The sequence below is a fragment of the Halomonas campaniensis genome (assembly GCF_002211105.1).
In the GTDB taxonomy this organism is placed as follows: domain Bacteria; phylum Pseudomonadota; class Gammaproteobacteria; order Pseudomonadales; family Halomonadaceae; genus Vreelandella; species Vreelandella campaniensis_A.
This window is the reverse complement of record NZ_JPUA01000049.1, coordinates 108,563-135,454: the sequence shown is the minus strand read 5'-3', so window position 1 is coordinate 135,454 and position 26,892 is coordinate 108,563. Positions and strand designations below refer to the sequence as shown.

The 26,892-nt window shown below is 57.1% G+C and carries 32 protein-coding genes and 1 riboswitch; of the genes, 16 read left to right on the top strand and 16 right to left on the bottom strand.

Annotation, left to right across the window (positions count from 1 at the left end):
- Nucleotides 1–43: 43 nt before the first annotated feature.
- Nucleotides 44–1,450 (bottom strand): glutamate--ammonia ligase, encoded by a 1,407-nt coding sequence (glnA, locus tag JI62_RS21460; protein WP_088702103.1) that lies wholly within the window; start codon nt 1,448–1,450, stop codon nt 44–46.
- Nucleotides 1,451–1,982: 532 nt separating this feature from the next.
- Between glnA and JI62_RS21455 the strand changes: the two genes are divergently transcribed.
- Nucleotides 1,983–2,606, top strand: coding sequence for a glycosyltransferase family A protein (locus tag JI62_RS21455; RefSeq protein WP_088702102.1), 624 nt, complete (start codon nt 1,983–1,985; stop codon nt 2,604–2,606).
- Between the two features lie 61 nt (nt 2,607–2,667).
- Here the strand turns inward: JI62_RS21455 and JI62_RS21450 are convergent, their stop codons facing one another.
- Nucleotides 2,668–3,699: an acyltransferase family protein gene (locus JI62_RS21450; RefSeq protein ID WP_088702101.1), complete on the bottom strand. Its 1,032-nt coding sequence runs from the start codon at nt 3,697–3,699 to the stop codon at nt 2,668–2,670.
- 158 nt (nt 3,700–3,857) lie between these two features.
- Between JI62_RS21450 and JI62_RS21440 the strand changes: the two genes are divergently transcribed.
- From JI62_RS21440 to JI62_RS21405, 7 genes are all read left to right on the top strand, one after another.
- Nucleotides 3,858–4,823, top strand: coding sequence for an alpha/beta hydrolase (locus JI62_RS21440; protein ID WP_088702099.1), 966 nt, complete (start codon nt 3,858–3,860; stop codon nt 4,821–4,823).
- A 59-nt stretch (nt 4,824–4,882) separates the two neighbouring features.
- On the top strand, nt 4,883–5,185 hold the full coding sequence (locus JI62_RS21435; RefSeq protein WP_088702098.1) for a hypothetical protein: 303 nt from the start codon (nt 4,883–4,885) through the stop codon (nt 5,183–5,185).
- Nucleotides 5,186–5,622: 437 nt separating this feature from the next.
- Nucleotides 5,623–6,300: a hypothetical protein gene (locus tag JI62_RS21420; protein WP_088702095.1), complete on the top strand. Its 678-nt coding sequence runs from the start codon at nt 5,623–5,625 to the stop codon at nt 6,298–6,300.
- 155 nt (nt 6,301–6,455) lie between these two features.
- Nucleotides 6,456–6,605: a hypothetical protein gene (locus tag JI62_RS22705; RefSeq protein ID WP_170938615.1), complete on the top strand. Its 150-nt coding sequence runs from the start codon at nt 6,456–6,458 to the stop codon at nt 6,603–6,605.
- The gene (locus JI62_RS21415) at nt 6,602–7,339 is read left to right on the top strand and encodes a metal ABC transporter ATP-binding protein (protein ID WP_088702094.1); all 738 of its coding nucleotides are present in this window, start codon (nt 6,602–6,604) and stop codon (nt 7,337–7,339) included. The genes JI62_RS22705 and JI62_RS21415 overlap by 4 nt, the downstream gene beginning before the upstream one ends.
- On the top strand, nt 7,323–8,213 hold the full coding sequence (locus JI62_RS21410; RefSeq protein ID WP_088702093.1) for a metal ABC transporter permease: 891 nt from the start codon (nt 7,323–7,325) through the stop codon (nt 8,211–8,213). The genes JI62_RS21415 and JI62_RS21410 overlap by 17 nt, the downstream gene beginning before the upstream one ends.
- A gap of 50 nt (nt 8,214–8,263) precedes the next feature.
- Nucleotides 8,264–9,364: a metal ABC transporter solute-binding protein, Zn/Mn family gene (locus JI62_RS21405; RefSeq protein ID WP_088702092.1), complete on the top strand. Its 1,101-nt coding sequence runs from the start codon at nt 8,264–8,266 to the stop codon at nt 9,362–9,364.
- Nucleotides 9,365–9,375: 11 nt separating this feature from the next.
- Here JI62_RS21405 and JI62_RS21400 read toward each other — a convergent pair whose 3' ends face one another.
- Nucleotides 9,376–10,251: a LysR family transcriptional regulator gene (locus tag JI62_RS21400; RefSeq protein ID WP_088702091.1), complete on the bottom strand. Its 876-nt coding sequence runs from the start codon at nt 10,249–10,251 to the stop codon at nt 9,376–9,378.
- 149 nt (nt 10,252–10,400) lie between these two features.
- Here JI62_RS21400 and ampC point away from each other — a divergent pair, with 149 nt between their 5' ends.
- Together ampC and JI62_RS21390 are read left to right on the top strand one after the other, a co-directional pair.
- Entirely contained in the window at nt 10,401–11,573 is a 1,173-nt protein-coding gene (ampC, locus tag JI62_RS21395) for a class C beta-lactamase (RefSeq protein WP_088702090.1), read from the top strand.
- Nucleotides 11,574–11,726: 153 nt separating this feature from the next.
- Nucleotides 11,727–12,392, top strand: a complete 666-nt coding sequence (locus tag JI62_RS21390) for a cupin domain-containing protein (RefSeq protein WP_088702089.1) — start codon at nt 11,727–11,729, stop codon at nt 12,390–12,392.
- A gap of 16 nt (nt 12,393–12,408) precedes the next feature.
- Here the strand turns inward: JI62_RS21390 and JI62_RS21385 are convergent, their stop codons facing one another.
- Nucleotides 12,409–12,777, bottom strand: coding sequence for a DUF6164 family protein (locus JI62_RS21385; protein ID WP_088702088.1), 369 nt, complete (start codon nt 12,775–12,777; stop codon nt 12,409–12,411).
- 9 nt (nt 12,778–12,786) lie between these two features.
- The gene (gene gloA / locus JI62_RS21380; protein WP_088702087.1) at nt 12,787–13,323 is read right to left on the bottom strand and encodes a lactoylglutathione lyase; all 537 of its coding nucleotides are present in this window, start codon (nt 13,321–13,323) and stop codon (nt 12,787–12,789) included.
- 244 nt (nt 13,324–13,567) lie between these two features.
- On the opposite strand from gloA, the gene JI62_RS21375 reads away from it, so the two are divergent.
- From JI62_RS21375 to JI62_RS21350, 6 genes are all read left to right on the top strand, one after another.
- Complete coding sequence (locus JI62_RS21375; protein WP_088702086.1) at nt 13,568–13,912, top strand: hypothetical protein; 345 nt, start codon at nt 13,568–13,570, stop codon at nt 13,910–13,912.
- 54 nt (nt 13,913–13,966) lie between these two features.
- Nucleotides 13,967–14,065, top strand: a riboswitch (TPP riboswitch).
- A 23-nt stretch (nt 14,066–14,088) separates the two neighbouring features.
- On the top strand, nt 14,089–14,898 hold the full coding sequence (gene thiM, locus JI62_RS21370) for a hydroxyethylthiazole kinase (protein ID WP_088702085.1): 810 nt from the start codon (nt 14,089–14,091) through the stop codon (nt 14,896–14,898).
- Nucleotides 14,888–15,520, top strand: a complete 633-nt coding sequence (thiE, locus tag JI62_RS21365; RefSeq protein WP_088702084.1) for a thiamine phosphate synthase — start codon at nt 14,888–14,890, stop codon at nt 15,518–15,520. The genes thiM and thiE overlap by 11 nt, the downstream gene beginning before the upstream one ends.
- Complete coding sequence (locus tag JI62_RS21360) at nt 15,517–16,437, top strand: LysR family transcriptional regulator (RefSeq protein WP_088702083.1); 921 nt, start codon at nt 15,517–15,519, stop codon at nt 16,435–16,437. Before thiE ends, JI62_RS21360 begins: the two co-directional genes overlap by 4 nt.
- 78 nt (nt 16,438–16,515) lie before the next feature.
- Complete coding sequence (locus tag JI62_RS21355; protein WP_240513326.1) at nt 16,516–16,941, top strand: DoxX family protein; 426 nt, start codon at nt 16,516–16,518, stop codon at nt 16,939–16,941.
- Between the two features lie 66 nt (nt 16,942–17,007).
- Nucleotides 17,008–17,745, top strand: coding sequence for a DODA-type extradiol aromatic ring-opening family dioxygenase (locus JI62_RS21350; protein ID WP_088702081.1), 738 nt, complete (start codon nt 17,008–17,010; stop codon nt 17,743–17,745).
- Here JI62_RS21350 and yegQ read toward each other — a convergent pair.
- The 11 genes from yegQ to rplO all read right to left on the bottom strand — a co-directional run bounded on the left by yegQ (nt 17,738) and on the right by rplO (nt 26,892).
- A complete protein-coding gene (yegQ, locus tag JI62_RS21345; RefSeq protein ID WP_088702080.1) occupies nt 17,738–19,129 on the bottom strand; it encodes a tRNA 5-hydroxyuridine modification protein YegQ in 1,392 nt (463 codons plus the stop codon). The two genes, JI62_RS21350 and yegQ, sit on opposite strands and share 8 nt — an antisense overlap.
- 130 nt (nt 19,130–19,259) lie before the next feature.
- Nucleotides 19,260–20,135, bottom strand: a complete 876-nt coding sequence (locus JI62_RS21340; protein ID WP_240513325.1) for a DMT family transporter — start codon at nt 20,133–20,135, stop codon at nt 19,260–19,262.
- A 93-nt stretch (nt 20,136–20,228) separates the two neighbouring features.
- Nucleotides 20,229–21,563: a D-alanyl-D-alanine carboxypeptidase family protein gene (locus JI62_RS21335; RefSeq protein WP_088702226.1), complete on the bottom strand. Its 1,335-nt coding sequence runs from the start codon at nt 21,561–21,563 to the stop codon at nt 20,229–20,231.
- Nucleotides 21,564–21,887: 324 nt separating this feature from the next.
- Nucleotides 21,888–22,274: a 50S ribosomal protein L17 gene (gene rplQ / locus JI62_RS21330; protein ID WP_008959150.1), complete on the bottom strand. Its 387-nt coding sequence runs from the start codon at nt 22,272–22,274 to the stop codon at nt 21,888–21,890.
- Between the two features lie 39 nt (nt 22,275–22,313).
- A complete protein-coding gene (locus JI62_RS21325; RefSeq protein ID WP_064235085.1) occupies nt 22,314–23,309 on the bottom strand; it encodes a DNA-directed RNA polymerase subunit alpha in 996 nt (331 codons plus the stop codon).
- 99 nt (nt 23,310–23,408) lie between these two features.
- The gene (gene rpsD / locus JI62_RS21320; RefSeq protein WP_008959152.1) at nt 23,409–24,029 is read right to left on the bottom strand and encodes a 30S ribosomal protein S4; all 621 of its coding nucleotides are present in this window, start codon (nt 24,027–24,029) and stop codon (nt 23,409–23,411) included.
- Nucleotides 24,030–24,041: 12 nt separating this feature from the next.
- Complete coding sequence (gene rpsK / locus JI62_RS21315; protein WP_007111985.1) at nt 24,042–24,428, bottom strand: 30S ribosomal protein S11; 387 nt, start codon at nt 24,426–24,428, stop codon at nt 24,042–24,044.
- A 39-nt stretch (nt 24,429–24,467) separates the two neighbouring features.
- The gene (gene rpsM, locus JI62_RS21310) at nt 24,468–24,824 is read right to left on the bottom strand and encodes a 30S ribosomal protein S13 (RefSeq protein WP_022520863.1); all 357 of its coding nucleotides are present in this window, start codon (nt 24,822–24,824) and stop codon (nt 24,468–24,470) included.
- A 123-nt stretch (nt 24,825–24,947) separates the two neighbouring features.
- Entirely contained in the window at nt 24,948–25,061 is a 114-nt protein-coding gene (gene rpmJ / locus JI62_RS21305; RefSeq protein WP_008959154.1) for a 50S ribosomal protein L36, read from the bottom strand.
- Nucleotides 25,062–25,125: 64 nt separating this feature from the next.
- Nucleotides 25,126–26,457: a preprotein translocase subunit SecY gene (gene secY, locus JI62_RS21300; RefSeq protein WP_088702078.1), complete on the bottom strand. Its 1,332-nt coding sequence runs from the start codon at nt 26,455–26,457 to the stop codon at nt 25,126–25,128.
- Nucleotides 26,458–26,892 (bottom strand): 50S ribosomal protein L15, encoded by a 435-nt coding sequence (gene rplO / locus JI62_RS21295; RefSeq protein ID WP_008959156.1) that lies wholly within the window; start codon nt 26,890–26,892, stop codon nt 26,458–26,460.

The window sequence follows — 26,892 nt, the reverse complement described above, 5'->3', positions numbered from 1 at the left end:
GGGGCGCGTAGCGCTGATTAGCAGCTGTACTTAACAGCTGTACTTAACAACTGTAGTACATATCAAACTCGATGGGGTGAGTGGTCATACGAATACGCTCTACTTCTTCCATCTTGAGTTCGATGTAGGCATCGATCATTTCGTCGGTGAACACACCGCCTTCGGTCAGGAACGCACGGTCAGCGTCGAGGGCTTCCAGGGCTTGATCCAGGCTGTGCGCCACGGTCGGTACTGACTTGCCTTCTTCTGGCGGCAGGTCGTACAGGTTTTTGTCCATGGCATCGCCAGGATGGATCTTGTTCTTGATACCGTCGATACCCGCCATCAACATGGCCGAGAACGCCAGGTAGGGGTTGGCAGTCGGATCAGGGAAGCGCGCTTCAACACGCTTGCCTTTCGGGCTAGCGGTGTAAGGAATACGGATCGAAGCCGAGCGGTTGCGGGCGCTGTAAGCCAGCATAACCGGCGCTTCAAAGCCAGGCACCAGACGCTTGTACGAGTTGGTAGAAGCGTTAGTAAAGGCGTTTAGGGCACGGGCGTGCTTGATGATGCCGCCAATGTAGAAAAGCGCCATTTCAGACAGGCCAGCATACTCATCACCGGCGAACTGGTTGTTACCATCTTTCCAGAACGACTGGTGCACGTGCATACCCGAACCGTTATCACCGACCAGCGGCTTCGGCATAAAGGTGGCCGTTTTGCCATACGCGTGGGCCACGTTGTGGATCACGTATTTCATTTCTTGCACTTCGTCAGCTTTCTTCACCAGCGTGTTGAATTTAACGCCGATTTCGTTCTGACCTGCGTTGGAAACCTCGTGGTGATGAACCTCGACGGTCTGACCAATCGCTTCCAGGGTATTACACATTGCGCCACGAATATCGTGGAAGCTATCGACCGGAGGAACCGGGAAATAGCCGCCTTTAACGCGCGGGCGGTGGCCCAGGTTGCCGCCTTCAACGACACTGTCGGTTGCCCAAGCGCCTTCGTCGGAAGTGATTTTGTACATGGAGCCCTGGATATCAGACTTCCAATGCACTTCGTCAAAGATAAAGAATTCAGGCTCGGGGCCGAAGAACGCGGTGTCGCCCAGACCGGTTGACTGCAGGTAAGCCTCTGCACGCTTAGCAATAGAGCGCGGGTCACGATCGTAGCCCTGCATAGTGGCCGGCTCGATGATGTCGCAGCGCAGCACCAGTGTCGCATCTTCGGTGAAGGGGTCGAGGTAACCCGTACCGTCTTCCGGGCGCAGAATCATGTCGGATTCGTTAATGCCCTTCCAGCCTTCAATCGAAGAGCCATCGAACATTTGGCCATTCTCGAAGAATTCTTCGTCAACATCGCGGGCAGGCACGGTCACGTGCTGCTCTTTACCGCGAGTATCGGTAAAACGCAGATCTACCCATTTAACATCGTGTTCTTCAATTAGCGCGAGAGTCTTGGCTGACATAGTGTCCTCCGGTATGAGCGTGGCTTAAAGCTAACGACAGTAAGCTACCGATAAAAGTGTTGTTCGACAAAATACGTGCTAAACCGCACGTTTGTCATTCTTGTTCGCTCAACGTTTGCCTGACTTTTTTAACAAATCGCTCAGCGAGCATTTCAGACCGGCTATCGTTTTAGCACGCCGCAAGGCTTATGCCTACGACCCGCTAGCCGCTACCAAATACAATGCAGAGAGCATGCCAACACTGCACCAATATGGCATCAAAAAACAACAACTGCTTGTTTTATAAATAATAAAAAATGGATTTCAATGCCTCTTGATGACGCATAACGGCTAAACACGGCCTTAAAGGTCACCTAAAACCCTTATAACGCACCAAAATAGAACAAAAATAACGACTAATGCTCTTTTATAGTGCATTCAATGTGCTGAGCACTCTTTTTTGGCCCGCAAGTTTTTTTACTTGCTACTCAAATAAACCCGCTACTACAATAAATTACAAATTGATAGATTTGCTCACAAACGGAGTCGGCAAATGGGATCGGTCTGCTTTATCGTTGATGCCATGGTGACGGGTGAGATGTTGCCACGCCACTTAAAATCCATACGTGAGTCTGGTGTGGCCGATCACTTACTGCCTATTTTGGTAACGGCCACTAAAGCACAGGAGCGCCTCAGTGCTATTGAAAAGCGCTACCACGCGCACTCGCTGATTACGCCAGCGCGGCCCCTGGGCGCCCGCCTCAATAAAGCTGCGTCTGCCAGTCAAGCGGAGTGGCTCATCATTGCGCTGCAGAAAAAGCCGCTATCTGCCGACCTCTGGGGCGCACTCTACCCACAGCTCAACACGTATACCCTTGATGCCTTAATCATCGGCTTCACCCGGCCAACGCTGTCGGAACGCATCCTACGGCGCTTATTAGCAAGTGCTTTGATCTTTCCGCCCTATATTGCCGTTAGACGCGCCTGGCTAGAGCGCTTGGGTGGGTTTGACCCAGAGCTTGACGATAACAGCGCGATAGACGATTTTCTGCAGCGTTTACACGCCTGCCCCACCCGCTTGAAAACCTACAGCGGACACTTGCTTAGCCAAGTGGATGAACCAGACGACGACCCTATGCTGCCTAATCCCGAAGCGGCGGTCACGCCACGTCCCTGATTACCCTTTACGCCGGTTCCTACTAGCGCTTGCCTTATTGCTGTCGTCAATTTACTTACCTTTAATGGCTTACCTTCAACTGCTTGCCGAATAGCATCGCGCCTGCTGTAGTAGTATTCGCCAGTTTATTAAGCCCCACTGACCCCACCACCCCAACCACCATAAGCAACAGCGCGTAGAGGCCAATGGGCAACGATAACGGCTCGACAGCCAGATCGGTGAGCACAAAGAACATGGGGTGAGCCAAGTAAATGCCGAACGAATATGCATTGACGTGGCGCACCCACAAAGGCGCAGGACGCCCCGCCAAGTAGCGCATGGCGCAGAGCGTAAACAGGACGAAGAACGGAATGACCCACACCTCTTTGGAAGAGAATGCCAGCCAACCAGCGAAGGTCGCCGCAATAATCAGCGCCACCAGCAGCCCCAACCACAGTGGGCGAGCCATCTGCTGCATCCAGGCGGGGTGTGCCAGCAGCACGCTCTCAGAGGTTAGCGGGTAGTAGCGCACCAGAACCAGCGCCAGGAAAAACACATAGATCCACCCCAGCGGCGCGATCCACAGCAGGTAGCCGGGCAGGTCAACGTCAAACCAGTCGGCCAATCCCCAATACCCCATGCTGATGATACAAGCGCCCCACAGCCACGGCACTGGGTTCAAGCGCCACAGCTGCCAGCGGGTAAATAACCAGTAGGCCACATAAAACTGCATCGCGATAATCAAAAAATAGCCATGCCAGCCCGCGTACACATAATACTCAATGGCATTGGCCACCAATCCCACCGGCTCATCGGAGGCCTCTAACCTTACCCATTCAGCCGTCGAATAAATAAAGCCATACACAAAATACGGCACCATCACATACTTCACGCGCTGGGCAAGAAATCCTTCCGGCACAGATTTATCGTAGCGAACGGCGAACACAAAAACGGCAATAAACAGGAAAATCGGCGTACCCAACACCAGCGGTATGCGCATCAAATCGGTAGCGACGTTATCGAGGCGTTGATTGACGTGATCTAGTAAGTGAAACAAAAAAACGGCTATACAGCCGTAAGCACGCAACCAATAGATCTCTTCAATTTTCCGCATTGGGCCTCCCGCCGCTACCTTCCCCTACCTTGGCATTTTGTATGGCGATAATGAGTGACGTTGCTAACTGCCTGTCGTATTCGTCTATACCTATGATGAACAATAAAAGCCTTCGCGCTGTCCGACCCCATTGAACAGCTTTAATTCCCGGAGGAAACGTGTTCATCCCCAAGCCACCAGTATTCTCGTACCGATTTCACGCCCTACTCACCGCGTTTATTGGCTGGCTGACGTTCAGTGGACATTCATTCGCCAGCGAGGTCGAGCACCATCAGTTTTACTCGCCCACGCTAGGTTACGACTACCCCTACAGTGTCTATTTACCCGATCATTATGACGACCAAGCGACAGACGTTTATCCGGTCGTTTATATGTTGCACGGCTCTTTTGGCACTGACCGCGACTGGGTTTCTCGCGGCAATTTACAGCAGGTGGCGGATAGGTTAATCGCCGCCGGGCATATTCCTCCGGCCGTGTTCATTATGCCCGGCAGCCGCAGTTGGTGGGTGGATGGCCACAACGAACCCGCCCGTAGCGCGTTTTTTAACGACCTAATGCCCCATGTGGAAACGACCTACCGAGTGGGCCAAGAGCGCCATCTGCGTGGCATAGCAGGCCTCTCCGCCGGTGGTTACGGCGCGCTCAATTTTGCCCTGGAGCGGCCTGAACTGTTTGCCGCGGTGGCCGCGTTAAGCCCCGCCAGCTACGCCCCCCTGCCACCAAGCAACTCCTCCGCTTGGCGCCACCCGGCCTTTCGCAATGAGCAGGGCCAGTTTGACCGCGAGCTATGGCAAAACCTTAACTACACCGCCTATTTGGAAGAGTATCGCCTGCGCGTAACCCCCCGCGGCACTGAAGAAGAGGGCGACCTCTCCCCCGTACCGCTGTATATCAGCGCCGGGCGTAGCGACGTTTACGACGCGGAATTCCACGCCCGCATCCTGCGCCAAGCCATGGAGCGCATTCAGCCCAATAACGTGCGCCTCGACCTCTACCCCGGCGGCCACACATGGCAGGTATGGCGGGCTAGCCTACCGGCAGCGCTCAACTTCCTGTTTCAGTACGTGGGGCAGCCGGTAGTTGAAGCACAAACTGAAGAAGACTCGGAGGAAGTAAGCGGTTGAGCGCACTACACTAAAGCAACACCCTACAAAGCACTCTTATCTAAACAAGGAAGAAAGCGATGCATCAGCATATTGAATGGGACGAACCCGGCAGCGCCAGCGTAGCGGAGTACTTTAAAAACGACCCGGATCACCACGCTCCCGATCCAGGCGACATTATTTCCGCCCGTTACCAAGGCGCCATGGTGCGCGTCAAAGTTGAAGCCTACCGAGAAGAGGACGCCGTCAGCATCGGCGAAGTCGCCGCCATCATCGACACCAAAGGCGGCCGCCACCAAAGCCACCACAAGCTGGAAGTCGGCCACATCGTCCGTGTACCTGACGACAAACGCGCCATGGAAACAGCGCCGAAAGAAGATTAAAGCTTCGCGTTTTTTAAACTCACCGGACAAGCCACCAACACGGTGGCTTTTTCGCGCAAAGTTAAACAACCAAGCAACACATCAAGTAGCGTCAGCGCAGCGGTGCCACGGACACACACCTTAAAGCCAGCTTTATTTAAAACGGCCTCGGCTGAAACGCACTGCGGATGGGAAGACTCGCACTCCCACACCTTTCCTAAGCTACCTGGGCGATAACACACACTTCCCACTTGTTAAACATCATGCACATTCCGAGTAGCGCGGCGTAAGCGTCAGCGCACCCGCGAAAGCACCGCGCGGCGGTGCCAAGGGCACATATCTTAAATCTAACCACAACTTCCTGGGCGGCAGCGCACACTTCGTCACCCTGCCCCCTAGTCTCATTTGATTTGCGTGCTACGCTTAGCGCTACCGCTCCCCGATATAGGCACTTCTTCATGCATGCTTTTCGTCTTTTTGCTGCGCTGGTCACCACCCTGGTGGTCGTTCTGCCTGCCTCTCTACAGGCACAAGCCCAGGCACCAACCGATGGGCAGTGGAGTGAGTACGATGAGGTATTTGAGAACGGCGCCAGCCACGCCACTGTTTGGCAGTGGGGCTGGACGGGCATTTACGGCACCAGCTTGGCGGTGAACGCTTACCAATCCAGCGAAGCGAGCGACCCGGATGACCGCTTTGATGCCCGGGTGGGCGTGGTGAAATCCGCCCTGGCCGTGGCCGGTATGCTGACCGACCGCCAGCCGCACCCAGCGGCATTGGCGGAGTATGAGCGCTTAAAAGCCAGCGGCGATTTAAGCGGCGTGCAGGCGCTGGGCTTGCAGCTCGCCCAAGCCGAACGCGAACGGCGCGGCTGGGGTGCCCGGGTGAGCTCGTTGGTGGTCAATGGCGTGGCGGGCGCGGTGATTGCCGCCGATGGCCGGGAAAGCGACGGCGCTATTAACTTTGCCACCGGCATGCTGGTTAACGAGCTACAAATTTGGTCGCAGCCAAATCAGGCGTCTTCGGCGATTAACCGCTTCCAGCCCGCCAATCTATCGCTGGGGCCGATTACCATCCCTGGTGAATATGCACTAAACGTAGGGCCACAGCAGCTAGGCGCTACCTGGCGCTACTGATCTCCCCTGCTGTTACGCCTATAAAGCGCTGGCAACGGTATACCGCCAGCGCTTTACCGTTGCCAGCGCGGCGTGAACGCGTAAAATAATCAGCAATTTTTTAGCCTTGCTAAACGTTATGTTATAACCTATTTGATATTATACGAGGCCGCTTGATGAGTGAGCATACGCACCGCCACAACAAGGAGGGCCCCTGCCACTTCTCCTTAATGTCGCTATCGGCTGTTAAACGGCTGCTGTTTGTTGCCGTGCCGCTGTTGGCGCTTTGGGTTCTAGTGGTGTGGGCTGGTGGGTGGCTGGGATGAGTCAGCGCTCTTTATCACGTTTACAGCTGCACAACCTGCACTTGGCCCAAGCGCGCCGCACGGTTCTTGAACATATCGAGGGCGACTTTAAACCGGGCGCCATTACCGCGCTGATCGGCGCTAACGGCGCCGGTAAAAGCACACTGATTCAGGCCATTATGGGTGAGCTTCGGCCGATTAGCGGTGAAGTGGTCTGCACCGTCGCGAAAGAGCGCCGGGCGTGGTTGCCCCAACAGTTGGCGTTAGACCTGACCTTCCCCATGAGCGTGGAAGAGCTGGTGATGACCGGCAGTTGGCCCAGCCACGGCGCGTTAACCGGCTACTGCGCGGCGCACTACCGCAAGGGGCGCGAGATCATGGCGCGGCTGGGTATTTCCCACCTGGCCCACCGCCCGCTGGGTGAGCTTTCCGGTGGCCAGCGCCAGCGCGCGCTGATTGGCCGCACGCTGATGCAGGAAGCCGAGCTGCTGCTGCTGGATGAGCCGTTTGCCAACGTGGATAGCGAAACCGTGGATATTTTGATCCGCATTCTGCGCCAGATGGCCGATGACGGCGCGACGATCATTGTCGTGCTCCACGATATGGATCACCTGCGCCGCTTGGCCGACGAAGTGCTGATGCTCAACGGTGGCCACGGCCGCTGGGTGGCGCCCAGTGCGCTTAATCATCAGCAGGCGCCTGCCCAAGTCGTGCCGCTTACCCTGCTGGGAGGGCGCCATGCTGGATCTGCTTAATGCTTGGTTTATTAGCCCGTTCGATTACGGTTTTATGCGCCGCGCGGTGGTGGGTGGTTTAGCGCTTTCATTGGCGGCCCCACCGCTGGGGGTGTTTTTGGTGCTGCGCGGCATGAGCCTCATTGGCGACGCCATGGCCCATGCGATTCTGCCTGGCGTTGCGCTGGGCTTTTTGCTGGCGGGGTTTTCGCTGCCGATTATGAGTATTGGCGGGGTGTTGTTTGGGTTAATGGTGGCGCTGCTGGCAGGGGCGGTCTCAAAAATGGGCGGCCAGCGGGAAGATGCCGCTATGGCGAGCTTTTTTATTATTTCGCTAGCCGCCGGTGTGATGCTGATTTCACTGGGTGGCAGTAGCGTTGATCTTACCCACGTGCTGTTTGGCTCGATTCTGGCGATCAACTCCACCGCGCTGCTGTTGATCGCGGGCATCAGTACGCTAATTGTATTGACCCTGGCGGTGGTGTTCCGCGCCTTGGTGGTGGAGTGTTTGGATCCGCTGTTTTTGCGCGGTCAGAGCCGCCGCAGCGGCTGGGTGCACAGTGTGTTTTTGGGGCTGCTGGTGCTGAACTTAACCGCTGGCTTTCAAACCCTGGGTACGCTGATGGCGGTGGGCTTAATGATGCTGCCCGCCACCTCAGCACGCTTTTGGAGCAAACGCTTAGAGGGCTTGATCGGCATTGCGATTGTGCTGGCCATGGTGGCGAGTACCGGCGGTCTGCTGCTCTCATTTCATCTGGATATTCCCTCGGGGCCGAGCATTATTCTGTTGGCGGGGATTGGTTATCTGTTTTCGGCCCTGTTTGGCCGCTACCACAGCTTGGCAGCCAAACTGCGGCGAAAAACCACGCCGCTAACTGTTGAGCACGGAACCTAATTTTTTAGCCTGCATGTTCCCACGCGAGGCTTAACTGTAAGGAGTGTTGTATGTCGCTTGGCTATTTATCATCCCGGTCGTCGCGTTGGTTGATGGGCGTTTCCGCTCTGCTGGCGCTGCCTGCTGCCATGGCTAATGAGCGCGTTCAGGTGGTGACCAGTTTCTCTATCCTGGCGGATATGGTGGAAAACGTAGGCGGCGAGCATGTCGACGTAACCTCCCTGGTGGCTGCCGATGGCGACGCCCACGTTTACTCCCCCAGCCCCGGCGATGCGCGCTCCCTGGCCAATGCTGATTTAGTGGTCTTCAACGGCCTGCTGTTTGAGGGCTGGATGGAGCGCTTGATTAGCGCCAGCGACTATTCCGGGGCGGTGGTTACCGCCACCGATGGTATTCAGCCGCTCTCTTTTGCTGAACACGACGACCATGAGGGCCACGGGCATGACGAGCATGGACATGAGGAGCATGGCCACGACGACCACGATCATGAAGAGCACGATCACGCAGCGCATGCGGATGAGCACGCGGGGCATGAGCATGGTGATGAGGATCCACACGCCTGGCAGGATATGCAGCAAGCCAAGGTGTATGTGGCCAATATTCGCGATGGTTTGATCGCCGCCGATGCCGATAATGCCGACACCTACCGCGCCAATGCGGAGCAGTACTTACAGGAAATGGCCCAGGTAGACGCCGAGATTCGTGCGCTGATTGACGAAATTCCGGCCTCCACCAGCGTGATTACCGGCCACGACTCCTTTGGCTACTTCTCGAACGCCTATGGGGTGACCTTCCTCTCCCCAGTTGGGCTTTCCACGGAAGCGGATCCCAGCGGCGCCAGCATGGCGGCATTAGTGGATGTGATTGAGCAGGAGAACGTGAAGGCGCTGTTCCATGAGAACATGACCAATCAATCGATCATCACCCAGCTCGCCGAAGAGACTGGCCTGCCGATTGCTGGCACCCTCTACGCCGATGCGCTGGCGTCAGAGGGCGAAGCGAGCACTTACCTTGGCATGATGCGCCACAATGCTCAGGTGCTGCACGATGCTCTGGCCCAGCCTGGTCATAACGAGTCCGGACATGACGATCATGAGCACAGTCACGATGACCATGACCATGACCATGACCACAGTGAGCATAGCCACTAAGCCGTTGGTACTTAATTGTTGATCGCCGTGAGCAGCCACTCCCGGAAAGAGGCCATGGCGCGGGTTTCCGGGCGTGTCTGCAGGCGCGTCAGCCAGTAACCGCCTAGACTGACCGCGGTGTCGAAAGGCTGTACCAGCGCGCCGCTGTTCAGTTGGCGGGGGAACATTAGCGGGGGTGCCAGCGCCAAGCCTGCCCCTTGTAACGCGGCTTCCACCATGGCGATGGAAGAGTCAAACACAATGCTATTGGTCATCGGAAAGCTGCCTGGCAACCCCGCCGCCAATAGCCACTCTGTCCATTCGTCGGCGCGATATGAGCGCAGCCAGGTCTCGCCTAGTACATCCGCGGGGGTGTTAAGCCGGGTGGCGATCTCAGGGGTGCACATTACCGAGAGCGATGCCGGTAGCAGCGGCTGTGCCGCGGTAGCGTGCCAGGCACCGGTACCAAAGCGGATCGCAAAATCGAGGCCCTCGCCAGCCAGGTCTGCCCGGTTGTTATGGGTGGAGAGGCGCAAATCGACATAAGGGTATTTGGCCTGAAAATCCGCCAGCCTTGGCAGCAGCCAACCCACGGCAAAGGTGCCCACCACCCCGACGTGCAATACTTCCCGATAGCTGCTCTCGCCCACCCGATCCAGTGTGTGGGAGATCTGGTCGAATGAGCTCTTCAGCACCGGCAGCAGCAGCTCGCCCTCCTGGGTAAGCATTAGCCCCCTGGGCAAACGTTTGAAAAGCGGCACCTTCAACTGTGATTCGAGCAGTTTGACCTGGTGGCTAACCGCCGCCTGGGTAACGTGCAACTCTTCTGCCGCGCGGGTAAAGCTTAAATGCCTGGCCGACGCTTCAAAGGCGCGCAGCGCCTTCAACGGCAGGTAGGGACGCACCACCTTGACCCCCAAATTTTTCTAATGGCTTATGCAAAATTTCACTGTTTGTGGATTGCCGCAGCGCCCCGTAAGTTAACCACTGTCATGCTCTTTGCGGCTGGACGTAACGCCCAGCTTTTTCCCAGCAATCATCACAACAGGATTTTGGTATGCGTAAGATGTTAGCAGCAAACTGCGGCCTTATCATGACAGGTTCGCTTCTATTCAATGGTTCTGCCTGGGCATCCGACACGCCTGAAAGCGCCGACCTTGAGGCGCTGGTGAACGATACTATCGCGCCGCTGATGGCCGAGCACCGTATTCCAGGGATGGCGATTGCGCTGAGCATCAACGGCCAGCAGCACTATTTTAATTATGGGGAAGCCGATCAGGAAGCGGGTACTCCAGTCACGGGGGAGACGCTGTTCGAACTCGGCTCGATCAGTAAGATATTCACGGCAGCGCTAACAGGCTATGCCCAGTCCAGCGGTGCGCTCTCGCTTTCCGACCCGGCCAGCCAGTACCTGCCGGAACTGGCTGGCAGCGCCTTCGATGAGATTAGCCTGTTGGAGCTGGGCACCTACACGGCGGGTGAGCTTCCACTGCAGTTCCCAGAGGCGGTACAAAACGAAGAGCAGATGATCGACTACTATCGCCAGTGGCAGCCTGAGTCCCCCCCTGGCAGCCACCGGCTCTACTCCAACCCGAGCATCGGGCTGATGGGCTATTTAACCGCCCAACGCCTTGGCCAGCCCTACGACACCTTGATGGAAGAAGCGCTGTTCGCGCCGTTGGGGCTTGAGCATAGTTTTTTCCAGGTGCCTGACGCACAACAGGCGAACTACGCCTACGGCTACTCGAAAGAGGACGAGCCCATTCGAGTCAATCCAGGCGTGCTGGATGCCCAAGCCTACGGCCTGAAATCCACCGCCGCCGATGTGCTGACGTTTGTGGAAGCCAATATAGGTGCAACGGCGCTTGATGAGCCATTAAGCCAAGCCTTGGCGACCACGCGCACAGGCTACTTTGAGGTTGGCAATATGACGCAGGGCCTGGGCTGGGAAAGTTACGCCTACCCGGTGACGCTTGAGCAACTGCTGGAGGGCAACTCCCTTGAGATGATTTTAGAGCCCAATGCCGCCAGCCGCTTAACCCCGCCGCTCGCCCCCAGGCAGCAGGCACTCTACAACAAGACCGGCTCGACCAACGGTTTTGGCGGCTATGTGGCATTTGTGCCCAGCGAGCAGGTCGGTATTGTCATGCTGGCCAACCGTAACTACCCCAATCAGGCGCGTATCGAGGCGGCCCACCACATTCTTTCCGAGCTGACTGAAGCGCCCTAAGTAAGCCACCCGACCACCCGACGCCGCCTGCGGGCGGCTTTTTATGGTCATATGGCGAAGATCAAACAACCGAAAGTTGCATTTTTTGCTATCAATAAGGAGACTAGTCCCCCTCCTCCCCGTCACTTACCTTCACTGCGAAGAGCCATTCCCATGCGTCTAAACGCCGATTTTAGCCACTTTGCCTGTGTTACCCCGGAAGAGTACCAGTGGGTCGACTCCCCCAGCGCGGGGGTAGAGCGCATGATGTTTGACCGAATTGGTGACGAAGTTGCCCGCGCGACCAGCCTCGTTCGCTACGCCCCTAACACCCAGTTTGAGCGGCATACCCATGGTGGCGGCGAAGAAATTCTGGTGCTGGAAGGTGTGTTCGCCGATGAACATGGGCGCTACGCCGCCGGCAGCTACTTGCGCAACCCCATCGGCACCGGCCATACCCCGCAGATTGGCGAAGAGGGCGCGCTGATTTTTGTCAAACTGCATCAGTTCGATCCCAACGACACGCTCCAGCTGGCGGTGCCCGCCCACCGGCTGCCCTGGCAGCCAGACCGGCGGCCGCGCATCGCCTACAAGATGCTGCATACCTACAAACAGGAGCGCACCAGCCTGGAATGCTGGTCGGCGGGCACTTCCATTACCTACCCCACGCTGCTGGGCGGTCTCGAGTTTTTGATTCTGGAAGGCACGCTAAGCGATAGCGAGCAGAGCTACACGGCGGGCACCTGGTGCCGCTACCCGAGTGGCGCAGCGCCAGCGCTAACGGCCGGTGAAGATGGGGTCATGATGTACCTTAAACGGGGGCACCTGCCACCCGCTTAGGCTGATCGGCTCCCAGTCAGGTGCGGGACAAGCCTAAAAACGGCAGTAGCGTCAGGGCGGCAATAAGCCCCACGGCCAGTAGCACTAGCACGACCTGCAACGGATGAGCGGCCAAGCGACGCCACAGCGTCTCGGCGTCACCCCGCTCAACCGCCGCCTGGTGCTCGCGCTGGGCACGCTCAAGACGCTCCGCCTGATAGGCCTCTAACGCCGCGATGGCAGCGTCGTGTTGATGCGGGTTGCGCAGCCAGATAGCATCGACCCCCAGGCGGAAAAAGCCCGCCTGGGTTTCGTAGGTATCAAAGCCATGGGCGGCCAGCAGGTCACGCACCTCCATGGCTTCTTCGTCGGTCACATGGCGCAGCCGGAACAGTAGTTCAGCCATTGGCGTGCCTCAAGAGTCGCTCTTCCCCACCATCAGGTCTGCCTGAATCACTTCGATCCAGTAACCGTCCGGGTCTTTAACGAAGATCACATCTTTCATCTTGCCCTGATCCGCGCGTTTGACGAAGGTGACATCGTGCTCGTCGAACCACGCCTGGGCCGCTGCCAAGTCCGGTACGTTGAAGCAGATATGCCCAAAGCCCTGGGGTTCGGCGTTGCCATCGTGATAGGCGAAATCTGCCTGGACTTCAGTCCCCCAGTTATGGGTCAGCTCCAGCAGCCCTTTCTGGCTAAACGTCCAGGCGGTACGCGCTTGGGCCTCTTCCGGCACGTTGTCGTTGGCCTCCAGGTTGGCCAGGAAGTAGAGCGAGAACTGCATCTCTTCGAAATCCAGCCGCCGCATTACCTGCATACCAAACACTTTTGAGTAGAACGCCAGTGCCTGCTCAGGGTCTTTCACCCGCAGCATGGTGTGGTTTAAGCGAAACCCTTGGGTTTGGGGTGGTGTGGCCACGACGCCGGGGTGCTGCTCGCCTTGAAAACTCATTTTGCTCTCCTGTCGCTGATGCTGATCATTGAATCCATTGAGCCTCACTTACCGCTTACCATGGGGGCTTTAAGGCCATAATACCAGCCCTTACAAGCATGTAGGATTCGCCAACGCAGTGTCACATTAAGCGCACTGGCAATACTAAACAAAAACCCTACACTTATTATTCATAAGCTTTACAAAAAGCAGTTCCCGCAACATGAGCGATGCCCTACCTTTGAGGCGTCCACAGGAGTTTTCCATGAGTGCGATCGATATGACGCTGGGTGACCACCTGACGCTGAAACAGCTCTCCAATGCGCTCCAAAACGGTTTTTCGCCCATTGTGGAAGTTGAATCCATGGATGGCATTTACAAGGTACGTTTTCATCACGCCAACGGCGTGTCTGACCTGAGTGACAACAAGGGCCACGTCAGTACTTTTCTGGGCACCGGTGAAATCCGCGACACCCTGGGCCAACTGGGCCTGACCCACGGCGTGCTGACTTTCGCCGACCAGTGCGGTGACGAGATGATTGGGATAGAGGGTAAAGCGATGACACCTGATGAAATGCTTACCTACGGGACACGCATTTCGTTTCGTTAGATGGCCAGCCTCCATCTCCGGGGCTTTACAGGGTGACTTCAGGCAAGGATAGTAATCCCTCGACAGGGGCGCCCTTCGTTACGGTTGGGCTGAGAAGCACCCTTTGAACCTGAACCGGATAACACCGGCGTAGGGAGTCGTGGTAACGCTTACCACCTCCCTGCCGGGAGGATGTTATGACTCTACGCCCGCTTGGGGATTACCTTGCGACGCTGCGCGCAGCCACACCGCTGGTTCACTGCATGACCAACTATGTGGCCATGAACAGCACGGCCAACCTGCTGTTGGCCACTGGTGCGTCGCCCGCTATGCTGCATGCGCCGGAAGAAGTCGCGGAGTTCACGGCTATTTCCGCGGGGCTTTCGATTAATATCGGTACCATCTCTGCCCACTGGGCTGACGCCATGTTGACCGCCACTGCGACCGCCCATGAACATGGCGTGCCCTGGGTGTTAGACCCCGTCGCCGTGGGCGCCACCCGCTACCGCCAAGCGCTGTGCGCTAAACTGCTGGCCGCTAAACCCAGCGTGATTCGTGGCAATGCGTCGGAGATTCTTGCCCTTAACGGCTTAGCCAGCCGGGGTCGCGGGGTAGACTCGACGGCCGCTACAGAGCAAGCCGTGGATGCAGCCATCGCCCTGGCGAAAAAAAATGGCTGTATCGTCGCAATGACAGGGGAAAGCGACTGGGTGACAGACGGCACACAGCACTACCGTATTAACGGTGGCCACCCCTTAATGCCCCGGGTGACAACGCTAGGCTGCGGGCTAAGCGCCCTGGTGGCAGGCTTTGTGGCCGCCAACCGTGAAGCGCCGCTGGGCGCAACAGCCGCCACCCTGGCCTGCTTTGCGGTCGCCGGTGAGCGCGCGGGCAGCAACGCCCAGGGGCCTGGTAGCTTTCAAGTGGCGCTGCTGGATGCACTGTACCAACTCACCCCCGACGACCTCACCACCTTTTCTCAACTGGAGGCCATCCATGGCGCTTAATCTATCGCTCTATTTAGTGACTGACGCGGGGTTGTGCAGAGAGGCAGGCTTGGAGCAGACGGTTGAGGCAGCGGTACAAGGCGGTGCCACCATCGTGCAGTTGCGTGACAAGCACGCCAGCGACGAACAGATGTTGGCCCAAGCCAAGCGACTCAAAGCGGTGCTGGCGGGTAGCGGTGTGCCGCTGATCATTAACGACCGCTTACAGGTAGCGCTAGAGAGTCAGGCCGATGGCCTGCACGTCGGCCAGAGCGATGCCGCCGTTCAGGAAGCCCGCCGAGTGTTAGGTGAACAAGCGATCATTGGCCTGTCGATCAACACCCTCGCCCAGCTGCAAGCCGCACCGGTTGAGCTACTCGATTATGTGGGGATTGGCCCCGTGTTCGCCACCGTGAGCAAACAGGATCACGCCCAGCCGATCGGCTTTGGCGGCCTGGCGTCGTTGGCCAAGGCTTGCCCGCTGCCCAGCGTGGCCATTGGTGGGCTAAAGGCTGAACACGCCATTAGCGTTCAGCGGGCAGGGGCGAACGGTTTAGCAGTGATCTCGGCCATTTGTGGCCAGCCCGACCCCTACCAGGCAGCGCGCGCTTTTCAGGTTTTCCAGGCCGCTTCGGCGTCATGAATCAGTTGGAGCATATCGTCGCTTTTGTGCGGGTAGCTGAACTGGGTAGCTACACCCGAGCCGCCGAAGCGCTGGATCTTTCCCGCACGCGGGTATCCCGTCAGGTCATGGCACTGGAAGAGACGCTGGGGGCGCGCCTGATACAGCGCACCACGCGGCGGCTTCACCTCACCGAGGCCGGAGAGCGCTATCTGGTTCGCGCCCAAGGCGTGCTGCAAGCGCTCAATGAAGCCGCCGCCGAGGTGGGCCAAGGTACCAGCGATGTGCGCGGGCGGCTGCGGGTGAATGGGCCGATGAGCTTTGGCACCCGCTATCTGGCGCCACTCGTCGCTCAATTTATGCAGGCCCATCCAGCGCTTGAAGTGCGTCTGGATCTGAACGACCGCCGCGTCGACCTGCTGGAAGAGGGGTATGACTTGGCCATTCGTATCGGCAGCCTGCCTGATTCCAGCCTGGTGGCACGTCGTCTGACCCGCTGCCGACTGCTGTTTTGTGCCTCGCCGGAGTACCTTTCCACCCACGGTGAACCCCGCCGCGTTCAAGACCTAGCCGAGCACCGCTGCCTGCGCTATCGCAGCGGCCAGCAGAGCGCGGACTGGCAGATTGCCACACAGTCGTTGACGGTCAATGGCCCGCTGGAAAGCAATAACGGCGATGTTATCACCCACGTCGCGGAAGCGGGCCTGGGCATCGCTCAGCAGCCCAGCTTTCTGGTTACAGAGAGTATCGCCAGCGGGCGTTTAGTGCCCATTTTGACCAATGAGCCACCGGTGCGGCTTGATGTGCACGCGCTCTACCCGGCCCGGCGCTACCTGCCCGCCAAGGTGGAGCGCTTTATCGACCTGCTTACCGAAGCATGGGGCGATCCGCCGGTTTGGGAGCAAAACATTGGATTGTCGCCAATTTCGCAACAGTGATGTGCAAAATAAGCTGATTATCTCGATCTTATCCGACTGTAAAGTAGCGTCATCAACCACTCGATGGAAGCTACTCCTATGACAACGCATACTCACTCCACTCCCGCTTTACAGCCCTTTCTACAGCCCCATGCCATCTCGCTACTGCGTGTTGCGCTGGGTGTGATGGCGCTGGCCCACGGTTTGCTCAAGGTGTTTGTGTTTACCCTGCCCGGCACCGTCGGCTATTTTGAATCACTGGGTCTACCCGGATTTCTGGCCTACTTGACCATTGCAGCCGAAATCGGCGGTGGAGCCGCCCTGATTCTGGGTGTGTACACGCGCTGGGTAAGCCTGGCCCTGGTGCCGGTACTGCTTGGCGCTGCCTGGGTGCACCTTGGCAACGGCTGGATGTTCTCAAATGCCGGCGGCGGTTGGGAATTTCCGGTGTTCTGGACGCTGGCGTTAATCGTGCAAGCGGGCCTGGGCAGCGGCCGCTGGGTGTTAAGCCCCCGCTTCGCCTAACACCTAACCCTATTGTCAGCGCTTGTTTACCGCCAGCGCTGGCAATGCTTCTGTGGAGACTCACTCATGTTACCTAGCCTATTTATCTCCCATGGTTCACCCATGCTGGCGCTTACTAAAACCCCGGCTCACGATTTCCTCCGCGAACTGGGCACACAGCTGTCACCCAAGGCGGTGGTCGTGGTGTCGGCACACTGGGAGAGCCTGGCGCTCAAGGTGAGTACCAGCGCCAATCCGGAGACCATCCACGACTTTGGTGGCTTCCCACGGGCGCTTTTCGAGTGCCAGTATCCCGCCCCTGGCGAACCTGAACTGGCTGAACGGCTGGCCCTGTTACTGGGCGCCGAGCGGGTAGAGCGTGGCCTTGATCACGGCGCCTGGGTGCCCCTTTCATTGATGTTTCCTGACGCCCATGTGCCGGTTGTTTCGCTATCGCTTCCAGTGCGCTGGAGCAATGTGGAGTTGGTGGCACTGGGCGAGCGCCTGTCGGTACTGCGGGAAGAAGGAGTTTTGGTTATCGGTTCGGGCAGCCTGACCCATAATCTTTATGAAATCATGCCTCTGGAGAGCCCCATGCCTGCCTGGGTCGATGAGTTCGCCTCCTGGGTGAGCGAGCGCCTGATCGCCAATGATCGCGACGCTCTGCTTAGCTGGGAGCGCGCACCCAACGCCAAGAAGAACCATCCAACCCCTGAGCATTTTCAACCGTTGCTGTTGGCCATGGGAGCCGGAGGCGAGGCGACCCAGCTGCACCATAGCGTGGAGCACGGGGTGCTTGCCATGGACGTTTATGCCTTTAGCTGATCGCTACCCCTAACGATTCAGGCTGTGCTGCGTTGGAAGGCGCGAGATCCCGCATTAACAGCGCAAACTCAAGCTGTTCAGGGGTGATGCTGACCTTGGGGAGGGGGATTCGCACGCGATGCCCCGAGCCAAGGGCTGCACGCTGCGCTTCGCCTCTTAAGTTCTCGATATGGTCGAGCACGAAGCGGTGATTGCCTCCTGGCAGCATAAGCTCCATACCATCCCCCACTTCAAAGCGATTTTTAACCTCGACCTCCAAACTGCCCCGAGCCGGATCAAAACCCAGCACTTCACCGACGAACTGCTGGTGAACGCCGATGGAATTACCCTGCTCATAGCTTTGGAACTCGCCGTGCACATGGCGTTGATAGAAGCCCTCGGTGTAGCCTCTATTCGCCAGGTTCTCAAGTTCATCCATTAGCCGTTTATTAAAGGGACGCCCAGCGACAGCGTCATCAATGGCTTGCCGATAGACTTGTGCGGTACGCGCGACGTAATAATGGGACTTGGTGCGCCCCTCGATTTTTAGCGATGCCACGCCCATTTGCGTCAGCCGAGCAACATGCTGCACCGCGCGCAGATCCTTGGAGTTCATGATGTAGGTGCCGTGTTCATCTTCGTACACAGGCATCAGCTTGCCGGGGCGGGAAACGTCCTCAATCAGCGCCGAGAGCTCGTCTTGGCTGCCGGCCGCCGCGCCACCGCTGCCTTGGGCGGCGATTAAGTCGCCCGTGTCATCGTGGGTTGCCGCAATAGTGTTGTATTTCCAACGACACGCGTTAGTGCAGGTGCCTTGGTTAGGGTCACGATGATTAAAGTAACCCGACAGCAGGCAACGCCCTGAATAGGCGATACACAGTGCACCATGGACAAAGGTTTCGATCTCTAAACCTGGGCACTGCTCACGTATTTCACCGATCTCTTCCAGAGACAGCTCCCGGGACAAAATGATGCGGCTGATACCTTGCCGTTGCCAGAATTGGGCGGCAGCCCAGTTGACGACATTCGATTGCACCGAGAGGTGGATAGCTTGTTCCGGCCAGCGATCACGAACCATCATAATCAGGCCGGGATCCGACATAATCAGCGCATCGGGCCTTGCCTCAATCACCGGCGCCATATCCTGGAGGTAGGTTTTCAGCTTGCTGTTATGGGGGGCAATGTTGGATGCCACGTAAAACTGCTTGCCTCGGGCATGGGCGTACTCGATACCACGATGTAAGTTATCAATTTTAAAATCGTTGTTGCGCACCCGCAGAGAGTAGCGCGGCTGCCCCGCGTAAACCGCATCGGCCCCATAGGCAAAGGCGTAACGCATGTTCTTGAAGGTACCGGCGGGGGAAAGGAGTTCTGGAGCTTGCTTCAGTCGTTCGGGGGCTTGCATAGAGGGTCACCGTGATCAGGACGATGGCACGCAGCGGGCTGCGCCGAAAGGGCTGGATTATAACCAGCCCAAACCTGCCGTTTTGGCAAGCTCACGGCTTCCGTGACCTGGATCAAAAAGTAACCTGTGTTTACGCCGTTGGACGACGTTTCAGGGTCGTGCGCCGGTCGTGATACGCCACCGCTAACCCGCTGCCCATTATCAAGGCGCTGCCAACCCAGACCCATAGATCCGGCATTTCGCCCCAGAACCACCAGCCCAACAGTACCGCCCAGAGCATGGCGGTGTAATCAAACGGCGCGGCGATAGCCGCAGGGGCAAAGCGAAAGGCCAAAGTGATAAAAGCGGTGGCCGCAACGCCCAAGATGCCGGAGGCGAAAAAGCCTACCCAGTGCCACGGCTGAGGTGTTTGCCACACCCAGGGGAGTGTTAACGCGGTTACCACCAGCGGCACACCGGTCATGTAAAACAGCATGGCCCAAAGGTGTTCCCGGGCGCCGTAGCGTCGGGCGGTAATCATCATTAAGGCATAAAATAGCGCCGCGCCTACCAATACCAGCGCGCCCACCTGAAACGCCTCGCCGTTGGGCCGCACCACGATCAGTACCCCCGCAAACCCCACCAAGGATGCGATCAGCACCGGTGGGTCAATCCGTTCACCCAACAATGGCACCGAAAGCAGGGTCACAAACAGCGGTGCCACAAAGGCAATCGCCGTGGCTTCTGCCAGGGGTAGCAGCGTCAACCCCCATACGAAACAAACCATGGTGGCGGTATAGATCAACCCGCGTAGCAAATGGACGCCCGGCCGTTTTGTGCGCAGCTTGCGTAAGCCACCGGCAAAATTCGCCAGCAGCGCAATCAGCGGTAGCGATACCAAGGCACGGAAGAAAATAATCTGCAGTGGTGAGTGCACTTCGCCTAACCACTTGGAAACGGCGTCGCCTAGGGCGAGAAAAAGAACGCCCAAACACATGCAGAGTATGCCTTTCAGCGAGGTTGTCACCGCGATCTCCCTGTTAGCTGGGCACGATAGCGTGGCCCAAAAAGCAAAAAACCCCGCCAATTAGCCATCGGCGGGGCGATAACAGCTCACCCCTTATAAGCTGGCGTTGACTACCATGCAGTCCATTCCCTGGGAGTGCAGCTCGCGGCAGGCTTGGCGAGCGCGCTGCTCGTCCAACGCCATTAGCCGGGCGCGATAAACCGGGTTTTGGCCCTCTACCGTGTCCACAGCAACGCGCCCGCCTAAACTCTGGGCGATGCGTTGAGCCGCCTGCTGCGCCAATTGCCGCGCTTGGGCTTCGCGACTAAAAGCGCCAACTTGCACCCCCCAGCCCCCGCCCACTTCATTATTGGCGGCGGCCATCTGACGCTCCCGCTCAATAAACGCTTGTAGAGGGTCGGGCTGCGGCTCTTCGCTGGCGGCTGGGGGGCGCTGAATGGTGACTATATCGGCTAGCTGCTCTTCAAGGTCAACCACTGGCGTCGAGGGGGTGGTGTTGGCCGATGGCGACAAGGTAGTGGTTTCGACCACTGCCAGAAGGGGTTGCTGGGGTGCAGGCTGAGGGGGGGCAACCGGCTGGGCTGGAGGCGCAAAGGCCATAAATTCCCGCGAGAAGCTGGTGTCGCCCATCCAGCTTTGCTGGTCACGCAGCGATGCACGCAGAAAGCTGCGGTCGAGTAGGTTGGCCATGTGGGTATCCCGGGACTGGGATGAAAAACCGCCCATCACAACACCCACCAATCGCCGGTTACCGCGCATTGCGGTGGTCGCCACGTTAAAGCCGGAGGCACGAATAAAACCGGTCTTTAGGCCATCGGCGCCCGGGTAGTCACGTACCAAGCGATTGTGACTGGTATGCCGGGTGCCGCGGTAGGTGAACTCTTGCAAGCCGAAGTAATGGTAGTACTGGGGAAAATCCTGCATCACGCGTACCGAGAGCGTTAGCATGTCACGGGCCGTGGTGATTTGGCCATCATCCGGCAAGCCGGAAGCATTGCGAAAGGTGGTAGCGTGCATGCCTAGCTCACGCGCCTTAGTGGTCATCATTTGTGCAAAATTCGCTTCGCTGCCGCCCAGGGCTTCGGCGACCACGGCGGCAACGTCATTCGCTGAGCGAACTGCGAGTGCACGAATGGCGGTGTCCACAGGAATCGAGCTGCCGGCAGACAGCCACAGTTTCACAGCGGGCTTGGCGGCCGCATAAGCGGAGACAGGCAAGGGTTGATCCAGGCGCAGCGTACCCTCTTCTAACGCTTCAAAAGTGAGATAGAGCGTCATCATTTTGGTGAGCGACGCAGGGTAACGCTGATCGTCAATATTTTCGGCGTAAAGCACTTCGCCATTGTCCAGATCCACGACGATACCCGCGTAACGCGGGTTGTCGGCATGCGCAGTGGTGACCATCGCGAGTATGAGCAGCATTAGCATACTCAAAAACCCAATCGCCGACGCTCCCCCGACAGCGCTTTTTATCCTCGCATACATACCTGCCCCTTGCTTGTTATCAATGCGCTAGTTCTAACTACTGTTTGAACACCCTGCCACAGCTTCACTACCATGCCACACTTTTGGGACAACGCAAGGCTTGGGCAGGCGGAATGGCACCGCTCACTACGTTTAATAATATGCCGAGTATAGGTGATTAACAGGCAGTTAAGCGTAGAAAAAGAGAAGATTAATGCGTCCATAAAAAAACCGACCCTCTAGGGGTCGGTTTTCATTCGCTACCAAAGAGGCTCTGGCGCAGGAGGATTACTCTTCTGCAGCGGCTTCTTCAACAACCGGACGGTCAACTAGCTCAACGAACGCCATAGGCGCGTTGTCGCCGGTGCGGAAACCGCACTTGAGAATACGGACGTAACCGCCCGGACGCTCGGCATAACGCGGACCTAGTTCGTTGAACAGTTTGCCGACGGCTTCTTTAGAGCGCGTGCGGGCAAACGCCAAACGACGGTTTGCAACGCTATCCTGCTTAGACAAGGTGATCAGCGGCTCGATAACGCGACGCAGCTCCTTGGCTTTCGGCAGGGTTGTCTTAATGACTTCATGTTCGACCAGCGAGACAGACATGTTCTTGAACATGGCCTGACGATGCGAGCTGGTGCGATTCAGATGACGACCACTCTTACGATGACGCATGGTTGTAATTCCTTACCAAACTGGGACTCAAGTCGACGCTCACGCGGAGGCCTTGTCGTCCTTCAGGCTAGCGGGTGGCCAATTTTCCAGCCGCATACCGAGGGACAAGCCACGCGCCGCCAATACGTCTTTGATTTCATTCAAAGACTTTTTACCGAGGTTCGGTGTCTTCAACAGCTCCACTTCTGTGCGCTGAATGAGATCACCGATATAGTAAATATTCTCGGCTTTTAGGCAGTTCGCGCTGCGAACGGTCAACTCAAGATCGTCTACGGGGCGCAATAGAATTGGATCGACATGATCCTCTTCCTCTTCGACTTCCTGCTCTTTATCAGCTTCCAGGTCGACGAAGGCGGCCAGCTGCTCTTGCAGGATGGTCGCACTGCGACGGATAGCCTCTTCCGGATCCAGGGTACCGTCGGTTTCCAGATCGATAATCAACTTATCGAGATCGGTGCGCTGCTCTACACGAGCGGCCTCAACCGAGTAGGAAACACGGCGGACAGGGCTGAAGGTGGCATCCAGCTGCAGGCGGCCAATAGCACGTGTCTCTTCATCAGAGCCGCGCGCGTCAGCCGGCTCGTAGCCACGACCCAGCGCTACCTTAAGCTGAATTTTCAGCTCGGCACCTTCATTGACATGAGCAATGACGTGGTCCGGGTTGACGATTTCGACGCTATGATCAAGCGCAATGTCGCCAGCAGTGACGACGGCTGGGCCCTGCTTGTTCAGCGTGAGCACCGCCTCATCGCGGCTGTGCATCTTGATCGCAACATCTTTCAAGTTCAGGAGGATCTCAATGACATCTTCCTGCACCCCTTCGAGCGCACTGTATTCATGCTCGACGCCGGCGATTTCAGCCTCTACCACGGCACAGCCGGGCATAGAAGAAAGCAGAATGCGACGTAGTGCATTCCCCAGGGTGTGACCAAAGCCACGCTCGAACGGTTCGAGCACGATTTTGGCGTGATGTGCGCTGATTTCTTCGACCTTGATGTCGCGAGGACGGAGAAACTCTGTCACTGAACGCTGCATATGAACACCTTTCAGGCTGCCAAACGGATACTTGGTACTCGGTACGATCTGGCGCGGGGGTTAAGCCGCCACCAGATCGACAAGAAACAGAAATGCTGCTTACTTGGAGTACAGCTCGACGATCAGGTTTTCGTTGATGTCGGCAGACAGGTCACCGCGTTCAGGCAGAGCCTTGAAAGTGCCTTCCATCTTCTTGGCGTCGATTTCGATCCAAGCGATATCGCCACGGTTGGCCGCAATGGACAACGCGCTTTGAATACGAGCTTGGTTTTTCGCCTTTTCGCGAATGGAAACAACGTCACCCGGCTTCACTTGATAGGAAGCTACGTTAACGGTGCGGCCGTTCACGGAAATCGCCTTGTGGCTGACCAGCTGACGCGCTTCAGAGCGAGTCGAGCCGAAGCCCATGCGGTAGACGACGTTATCCAGTCGGGATTCGAGCAACTGCAACAATACTTCACCGGTCGCGCCTTTCAGGCGAGCGGCTTCTTTGTAGTAGTTACGGAACTGTTTTTCGAGTACGCCATACATGCGACGTACTTTTTGCTTCTCGCGAAGCTGCAAGCCGTAGTCTGAAAGACGCTGACGACGCTGGCCGTGTACACCCGGAATCTGCTCGGATTTACACTTTTTCTCGAAGGGAGTCACACCACTCTTTAAAAAGAGGTCGGTGCCTTCACGACGAGACAGTTTGCACTTCGGTCCAATATAACGAGCCATGAATCTGTCTCCTTAAACGCGGCGTTTCTTAGGCGGACGGCAGCCATTATGGGGAATGGGCGTCGCGTCTACGATGCTTTGCACGCGGAAGCCGGCGGCATTCAGTGCGCGCACGGCGGATTCACGACCGGGACCTGGGCCTTTAACCAGTACATCTACGTTTTTCACACCATACTCGGCTGCAGCAGTTGCTGCACGTTCGCTTGCCACTTGAGCAGCGAACGGGGTGCTCTTGCGAGAACCACGAAAACCCGAACCACCGGCAGTCGCCCAAGAAAGAGCGTTGCCCTGGCGGTCTGTGATCGTCACGATCGTGTTGTTAAAAGAGGCATGGATATGCGCAATCGCATCCACTACCTGCTTTTTAACCTTTTTACGGTTACTACGCGGGTTAGCCATGTTGATGTCTATTCCTGTCTTTACGCCAGAACGTGCGTGTTATTTGCGGATCGGCTTACGCGGGCCCTTACGGGTGCGCGCGTTAGTCTTAGTCCGCTGACCACGCAGCGGAAGACTACGACGATGACGCAGACCACGGTAGCAACCTAAGTCCATGAGACGCTTAATGTTAAGCGTAACATCACGACGAAGGTCACCTTCTACGGTGTACTTGCCAACTTCAGAACGCAGGGTGTCGACTTCTTCAGAAGACAGATCCTGGATCTTGGCAGTAGGCGCGATACCGGCTGCTGCACAGATGTGCTCAGCACGGGTACGGCCAATCCCGAAGATATAGGTCAGCGAGATCGCCGCATGCTTGTTGTCCGGGATATTGACGCCTGCAATACGGGCCATCAGCTTACTCCGAAATTTGAGCGGCTTGCTCGTTTATTCATCTACAAAAGGCGCAACAGCATACCCCATCAATTGCCCTAAGGCAAGGGGTATGCTGGCACCCGCTTAATACAACCCAGGCTATTAACCCTGGCGCTGTTTGTGCCGTGGTTCGCTGCAGATGACGCGGACAGCGCCATTGCGACGAATGATCTTGCAGTTACGGCACATTTTCTTTACGGAAGCTCGAACTTTCATCGATCTTTCTCCAAAAACCGGCTCGCGGCGCGCCCTTTCTAACTTAATAGGGTTGGACGGCGCCTCAGCGCATGATACCGCCGCTACCGTAGCCTTTCAGGTTGGACTTCTTCATCACTGAGTCATACTGATGCGACATGAGATGCGACTGCACCTGGGCCATGAAGTCCATGATGACCACGACTACGATTAACAACGAGGTACCGCCGAAGAAAAACGGCACGTTCCACGCCACAATCAAGAACTGGGGCATCAAGGAAACCGCAGTGATATACAAGGCACCGAACAGGGTCAAACGTGTCATGACCTTGTCGATATAGCGAGCGGTCTGCTCGCCGGGGCGAATGCCCGGCAGGAAAGCGCCTGACTTTTTAAGATTGTCAGCCACATCCTTGGGGTTGAAGACCAGCGCTGTGTAAAAGAAGCAGAAGAATACCACTGCCGCCGCGAAAAGCAAGATGTAAAGCGGTTGACCTGGGCCTAATGCCTGGGATGCACGCTGCAACCACTCCATACCTTCACCGGCACCTACCCACTGACCAATAGAGGCCGGGAAGAGCAGGATACTGGAGGCAAAAATCGCCGGGATAACACCGGCCATGTTGACCTTCAAAGGCAGGTAGCTACTTTGCCCTGCATACATCTTATTGCCCACTTGTCGCCGGGGATAGTTGACTTTGAGGCGGCGTTGGCCACGCTCAATGAAAACCACGAAGGCGACTGTCGCAATACCTAACACTGACAGCGCTAACAGCGGCAGAACATTCCAGGCCCCTTCATTACGGGCAAGCTCGAAAGCTTGGCCCACGGCACTGGGCAGTCCCGCGACAATACCGGCGAAGATCAGCAGCGAAATACCGTTGCCGATGCCCTTCTCGGTAATCTGTTCACCCAGCCACATCATAAACACCGCGCCCGATACAAAGGTAATCACGGCGGTGAAATAGAAGCTGAAGTCAGCAGTGTACGCGATGCCTTGGCTAGCCAGACCGACAGACATGCCGGTAGCCTGGACAAGCGCCAGTATCACCGTGCCGTAGCGGGTGTACTGGCTAATCTTGCGGCGGCCAGCCTCACCCTCTTTCTTGAGCTGTTCAAGATGAGGGGAGACCGCAGTCATGAGCTGCATGATAATCGACGCCGATATATAGGGCATTATGCCCAGGGCGAGAACACTCATGCGCTCCAGGGCGCCACCCGAGAACATGTTAAACATGCCCAGGATGGTGCCCTGTTGCTCCCTAAACAAGGCAGCAAGCTGGTCAGGATTGATACCGGGAACGGGAATGTGGGCACCAATACGGTACACCACGATGGCGAGGAGCACGAAGCGCAAACGCGCCCACAGTTCACTCAGACCGCTGCCCATCGCCGGCATGTTTCCTGACTTGGCCATTTAGTCCTCTACCTTGCCGCCAGCGGCTTCGATCGCTTCACGGGCACCTTTGGTGACCTTGATTCCGCGAACGGTAACCGCTGTTTTCAGTTCGCCAGAAAGGATGATCTTCGCGTGTAGCGTAGAATCCTTCAGCACGTTGGCTTCTTTCAAAGATGCCATGGTGACTTCGCCACCGGCAACTTTAGCAAGCTCAGCCAGGCGCACTTCTTCAGAGACCAGAGATTTTGCAGACGTAAAGCCGAATTTCGGCAAACGACGCTGCAAAGGCATCTGACCGCCTTCGAAACCGGGCTTAACACTGCCGCCACTACGTGATTTCTGACCTTTGTGGCCACGGCCACCGGTCTTACCAAGACCGGAACCGATACCACGACCCACACGCTTTGCAGCGTGTTTGGAGCCCGGAGCCGGGCTTAGGTTATTGAGTTTCAT

What these genes read in the sequence shown, in the direction of transcription:
- glnA (WP_088702103.1), bottom strand. Translation starts at nt 1,450, where the DNA reads ATGTCAGCCAAGACTCTCGCGCTAATTGAAGAACACGATGTTAAATGG.
- JI62_RS21455 (WP_088702102.1), top strand. Translation starts at nt 1,983, where the DNA reads ATGGGATCGGTCTGCTTTATCGTTGATGCCATGGTGACGGGTGAGATG.
- JI62_RS21450 (WP_088702101.1), bottom strand. Translation starts at nt 3,699, where the DNA reads ATGCGGAAAATTGAAGAGATCTATTGGTTGCGTGCTTACGGCTGTATA.
- JI62_RS21435 (WP_088702098.1), top strand. Translation starts at nt 4,883, where the DNA reads ATGCATCAGCATATTGAATGGGACGAACCCGGCAGCGCCAGCGTAGCG.
- JI62_RS21420 (WP_088702095.1), top strand. Translation starts at nt 5,623, where the DNA reads ATGCATGCTTTTCGTCTTTTTGCTGCGCTGGTCACCACCCTGGTGGTC.
- JI62_RS22705 (WP_170938615.1), top strand. Translation starts at nt 6,456, where the DNA reads ATGAGTGAGCATACGCACCGCCACAACAAGGAGGGCCCCTGCCACTTC.
- JI62_RS21415 (WP_088702094.1), top strand. Translation starts at nt 6,602, where the DNA reads ATGAGTCAGCGCTCTTTATCACGTTTACAGCTGCACAACCTGCACTTG.
- JI62_RS21410 (WP_088702093.1), top strand. Translation starts at nt 7,323, where the DNA reads ATGCTGGATCTGCTTAATGCTTGGTTTATTAGCCCGTTCGATTACGGT.
- JI62_RS21405 (WP_088702092.1), top strand. Translation starts at nt 8,264, where the DNA reads ATGTCGCTTGGCTATTTATCATCCCGGTCGTCGCGTTGGTTGATGGGC.
- ampC (WP_088702090.1), top strand. Translation starts at nt 10,401, where the DNA reads ATGCGTAAGATGTTAGCAGCAAACTGCGGCCTTATCATGACAGGTTCG.
- JI62_RS21390 (WP_088702089.1), top strand. Translation starts at nt 11,727, where the DNA reads ATGCGTCTAAACGCCGATTTTAGCCACTTTGCCTGTGTTACCCCGGAA.
- JI62_RS21385 (WP_088702088.1), bottom strand. Translation starts at nt 12,777, where the DNA reads ATGGCTGAACTACTGTTCCGGCTGCGCCATGTGACCGACGAAGAAGCC.
- gloA (WP_088702087.1), bottom strand. Translation starts at nt 13,323, where the DNA reads ATGAGTTTTCAAGGCGAGCAGCACCCCGGCGTCGTGGCCACACCACCC.
- JI62_RS21375 (WP_088702086.1), top strand. Translation starts at nt 13,568, where the DNA reads ATGAGTGCGATCGATATGACGCTGGGTGACCACCTGACGCTGAAACAG.
- thiM (WP_088702085.1), top strand. Translation starts at nt 14,089, where the DNA reads ATGACTCTACGCCCGCTTGGGGATTACCTTGCGACGCTGCGCGCAGCC.
- thiE (WP_088702084.1), top strand. Translation starts at nt 14,888, where the DNA reads ATGGCGCTTAATCTATCGCTCTATTTAGTGACTGACGCGGGGTTGTGC.
- JI62_RS21360 (WP_088702083.1), top strand. Translation starts at nt 15,517, where the DNA reads ATGAATCAGTTGGAGCATATCGTCGCTTTTGTGCGGGTAGCTGAACTG.
- JI62_RS21355 (WP_240513326.1), top strand. Translation starts at nt 16,516, where the DNA reads ATGACAACGCATACTCACTCCACTCCCGCTTTACAGCCCTTTCTACAG.
- JI62_RS21350 (WP_088702081.1), top strand. Translation starts at nt 17,008, where the DNA reads ATGTTACCTAGCCTATTTATCTCCCATGGTTCACCCATGCTGGCGCTT.
- yegQ (WP_088702080.1), bottom strand. Translation starts at nt 19,129, where the DNA reads ATGCAAGCCCCCGAACGACTGAAGCAAGCTCCAGAACTCCTTTCCCCC.
- JI62_RS21335 (WP_088702226.1), bottom strand. Translation starts at nt 21,563, where the DNA reads ATGCTAATGCTGCTCATACTCGCGATGGTCACCACTGCGCATGCCGAC.
- rplQ (WP_008959150.1), bottom strand. Translation starts at nt 22,274, where the DNA reads ATGCGTCATCGTAAGAGTGGTCGTCATCTGAATCGCACCAGCTCGCAT.
- JI62_RS21325 (WP_064235085.1), bottom strand. Translation starts at nt 23,309, where the DNA reads ATGCAGCGTTCAGTGACAGAGTTTCTCCGTCCTCGCGACATCAAGGTC.
- rpsD (WP_008959152.1), bottom strand. Translation starts at nt 24,029, where the DNA reads ATGGCTCGTTATATTGGACCGAAGTGCAAACTGTCTCGTCGTGAAGGC.
- rpsK (WP_007111985.1), bottom strand. Translation starts at nt 24,428, where the DNA reads ATGGCTAACCCGCGTAGTAACCGTAAAAAGGTTAAAAAGCAGGTAGTG.
- rpsM (WP_022520863.1), bottom strand. Translation starts at nt 24,824, where the DNA reads ATGGCCCGTATTGCAGGCGTCAATATCCCGGACAACAAGCATGCGGCG.
- rpmJ (WP_008959154.1), bottom strand. Translation starts at nt 25,061, where the DNA reads ATGAAAGTTCGAGCTTCCGTAAAGAAAATGTGCCGTAACTGCAAGATC.
- secY (WP_088702078.1), bottom strand. Translation starts at nt 26,457, where the DNA reads ATGGCCAAGTCAGGAAACATGCCGGCGATGGGCAGCGGTCTGAGTGAA.
- rplO (WP_008959156.1), bottom strand. Translation starts at nt 26,892, where the DNA reads ATGAAACTCAATAACCTAAGCCCGGCTCCGGGCTCCAAACACGCTGCA.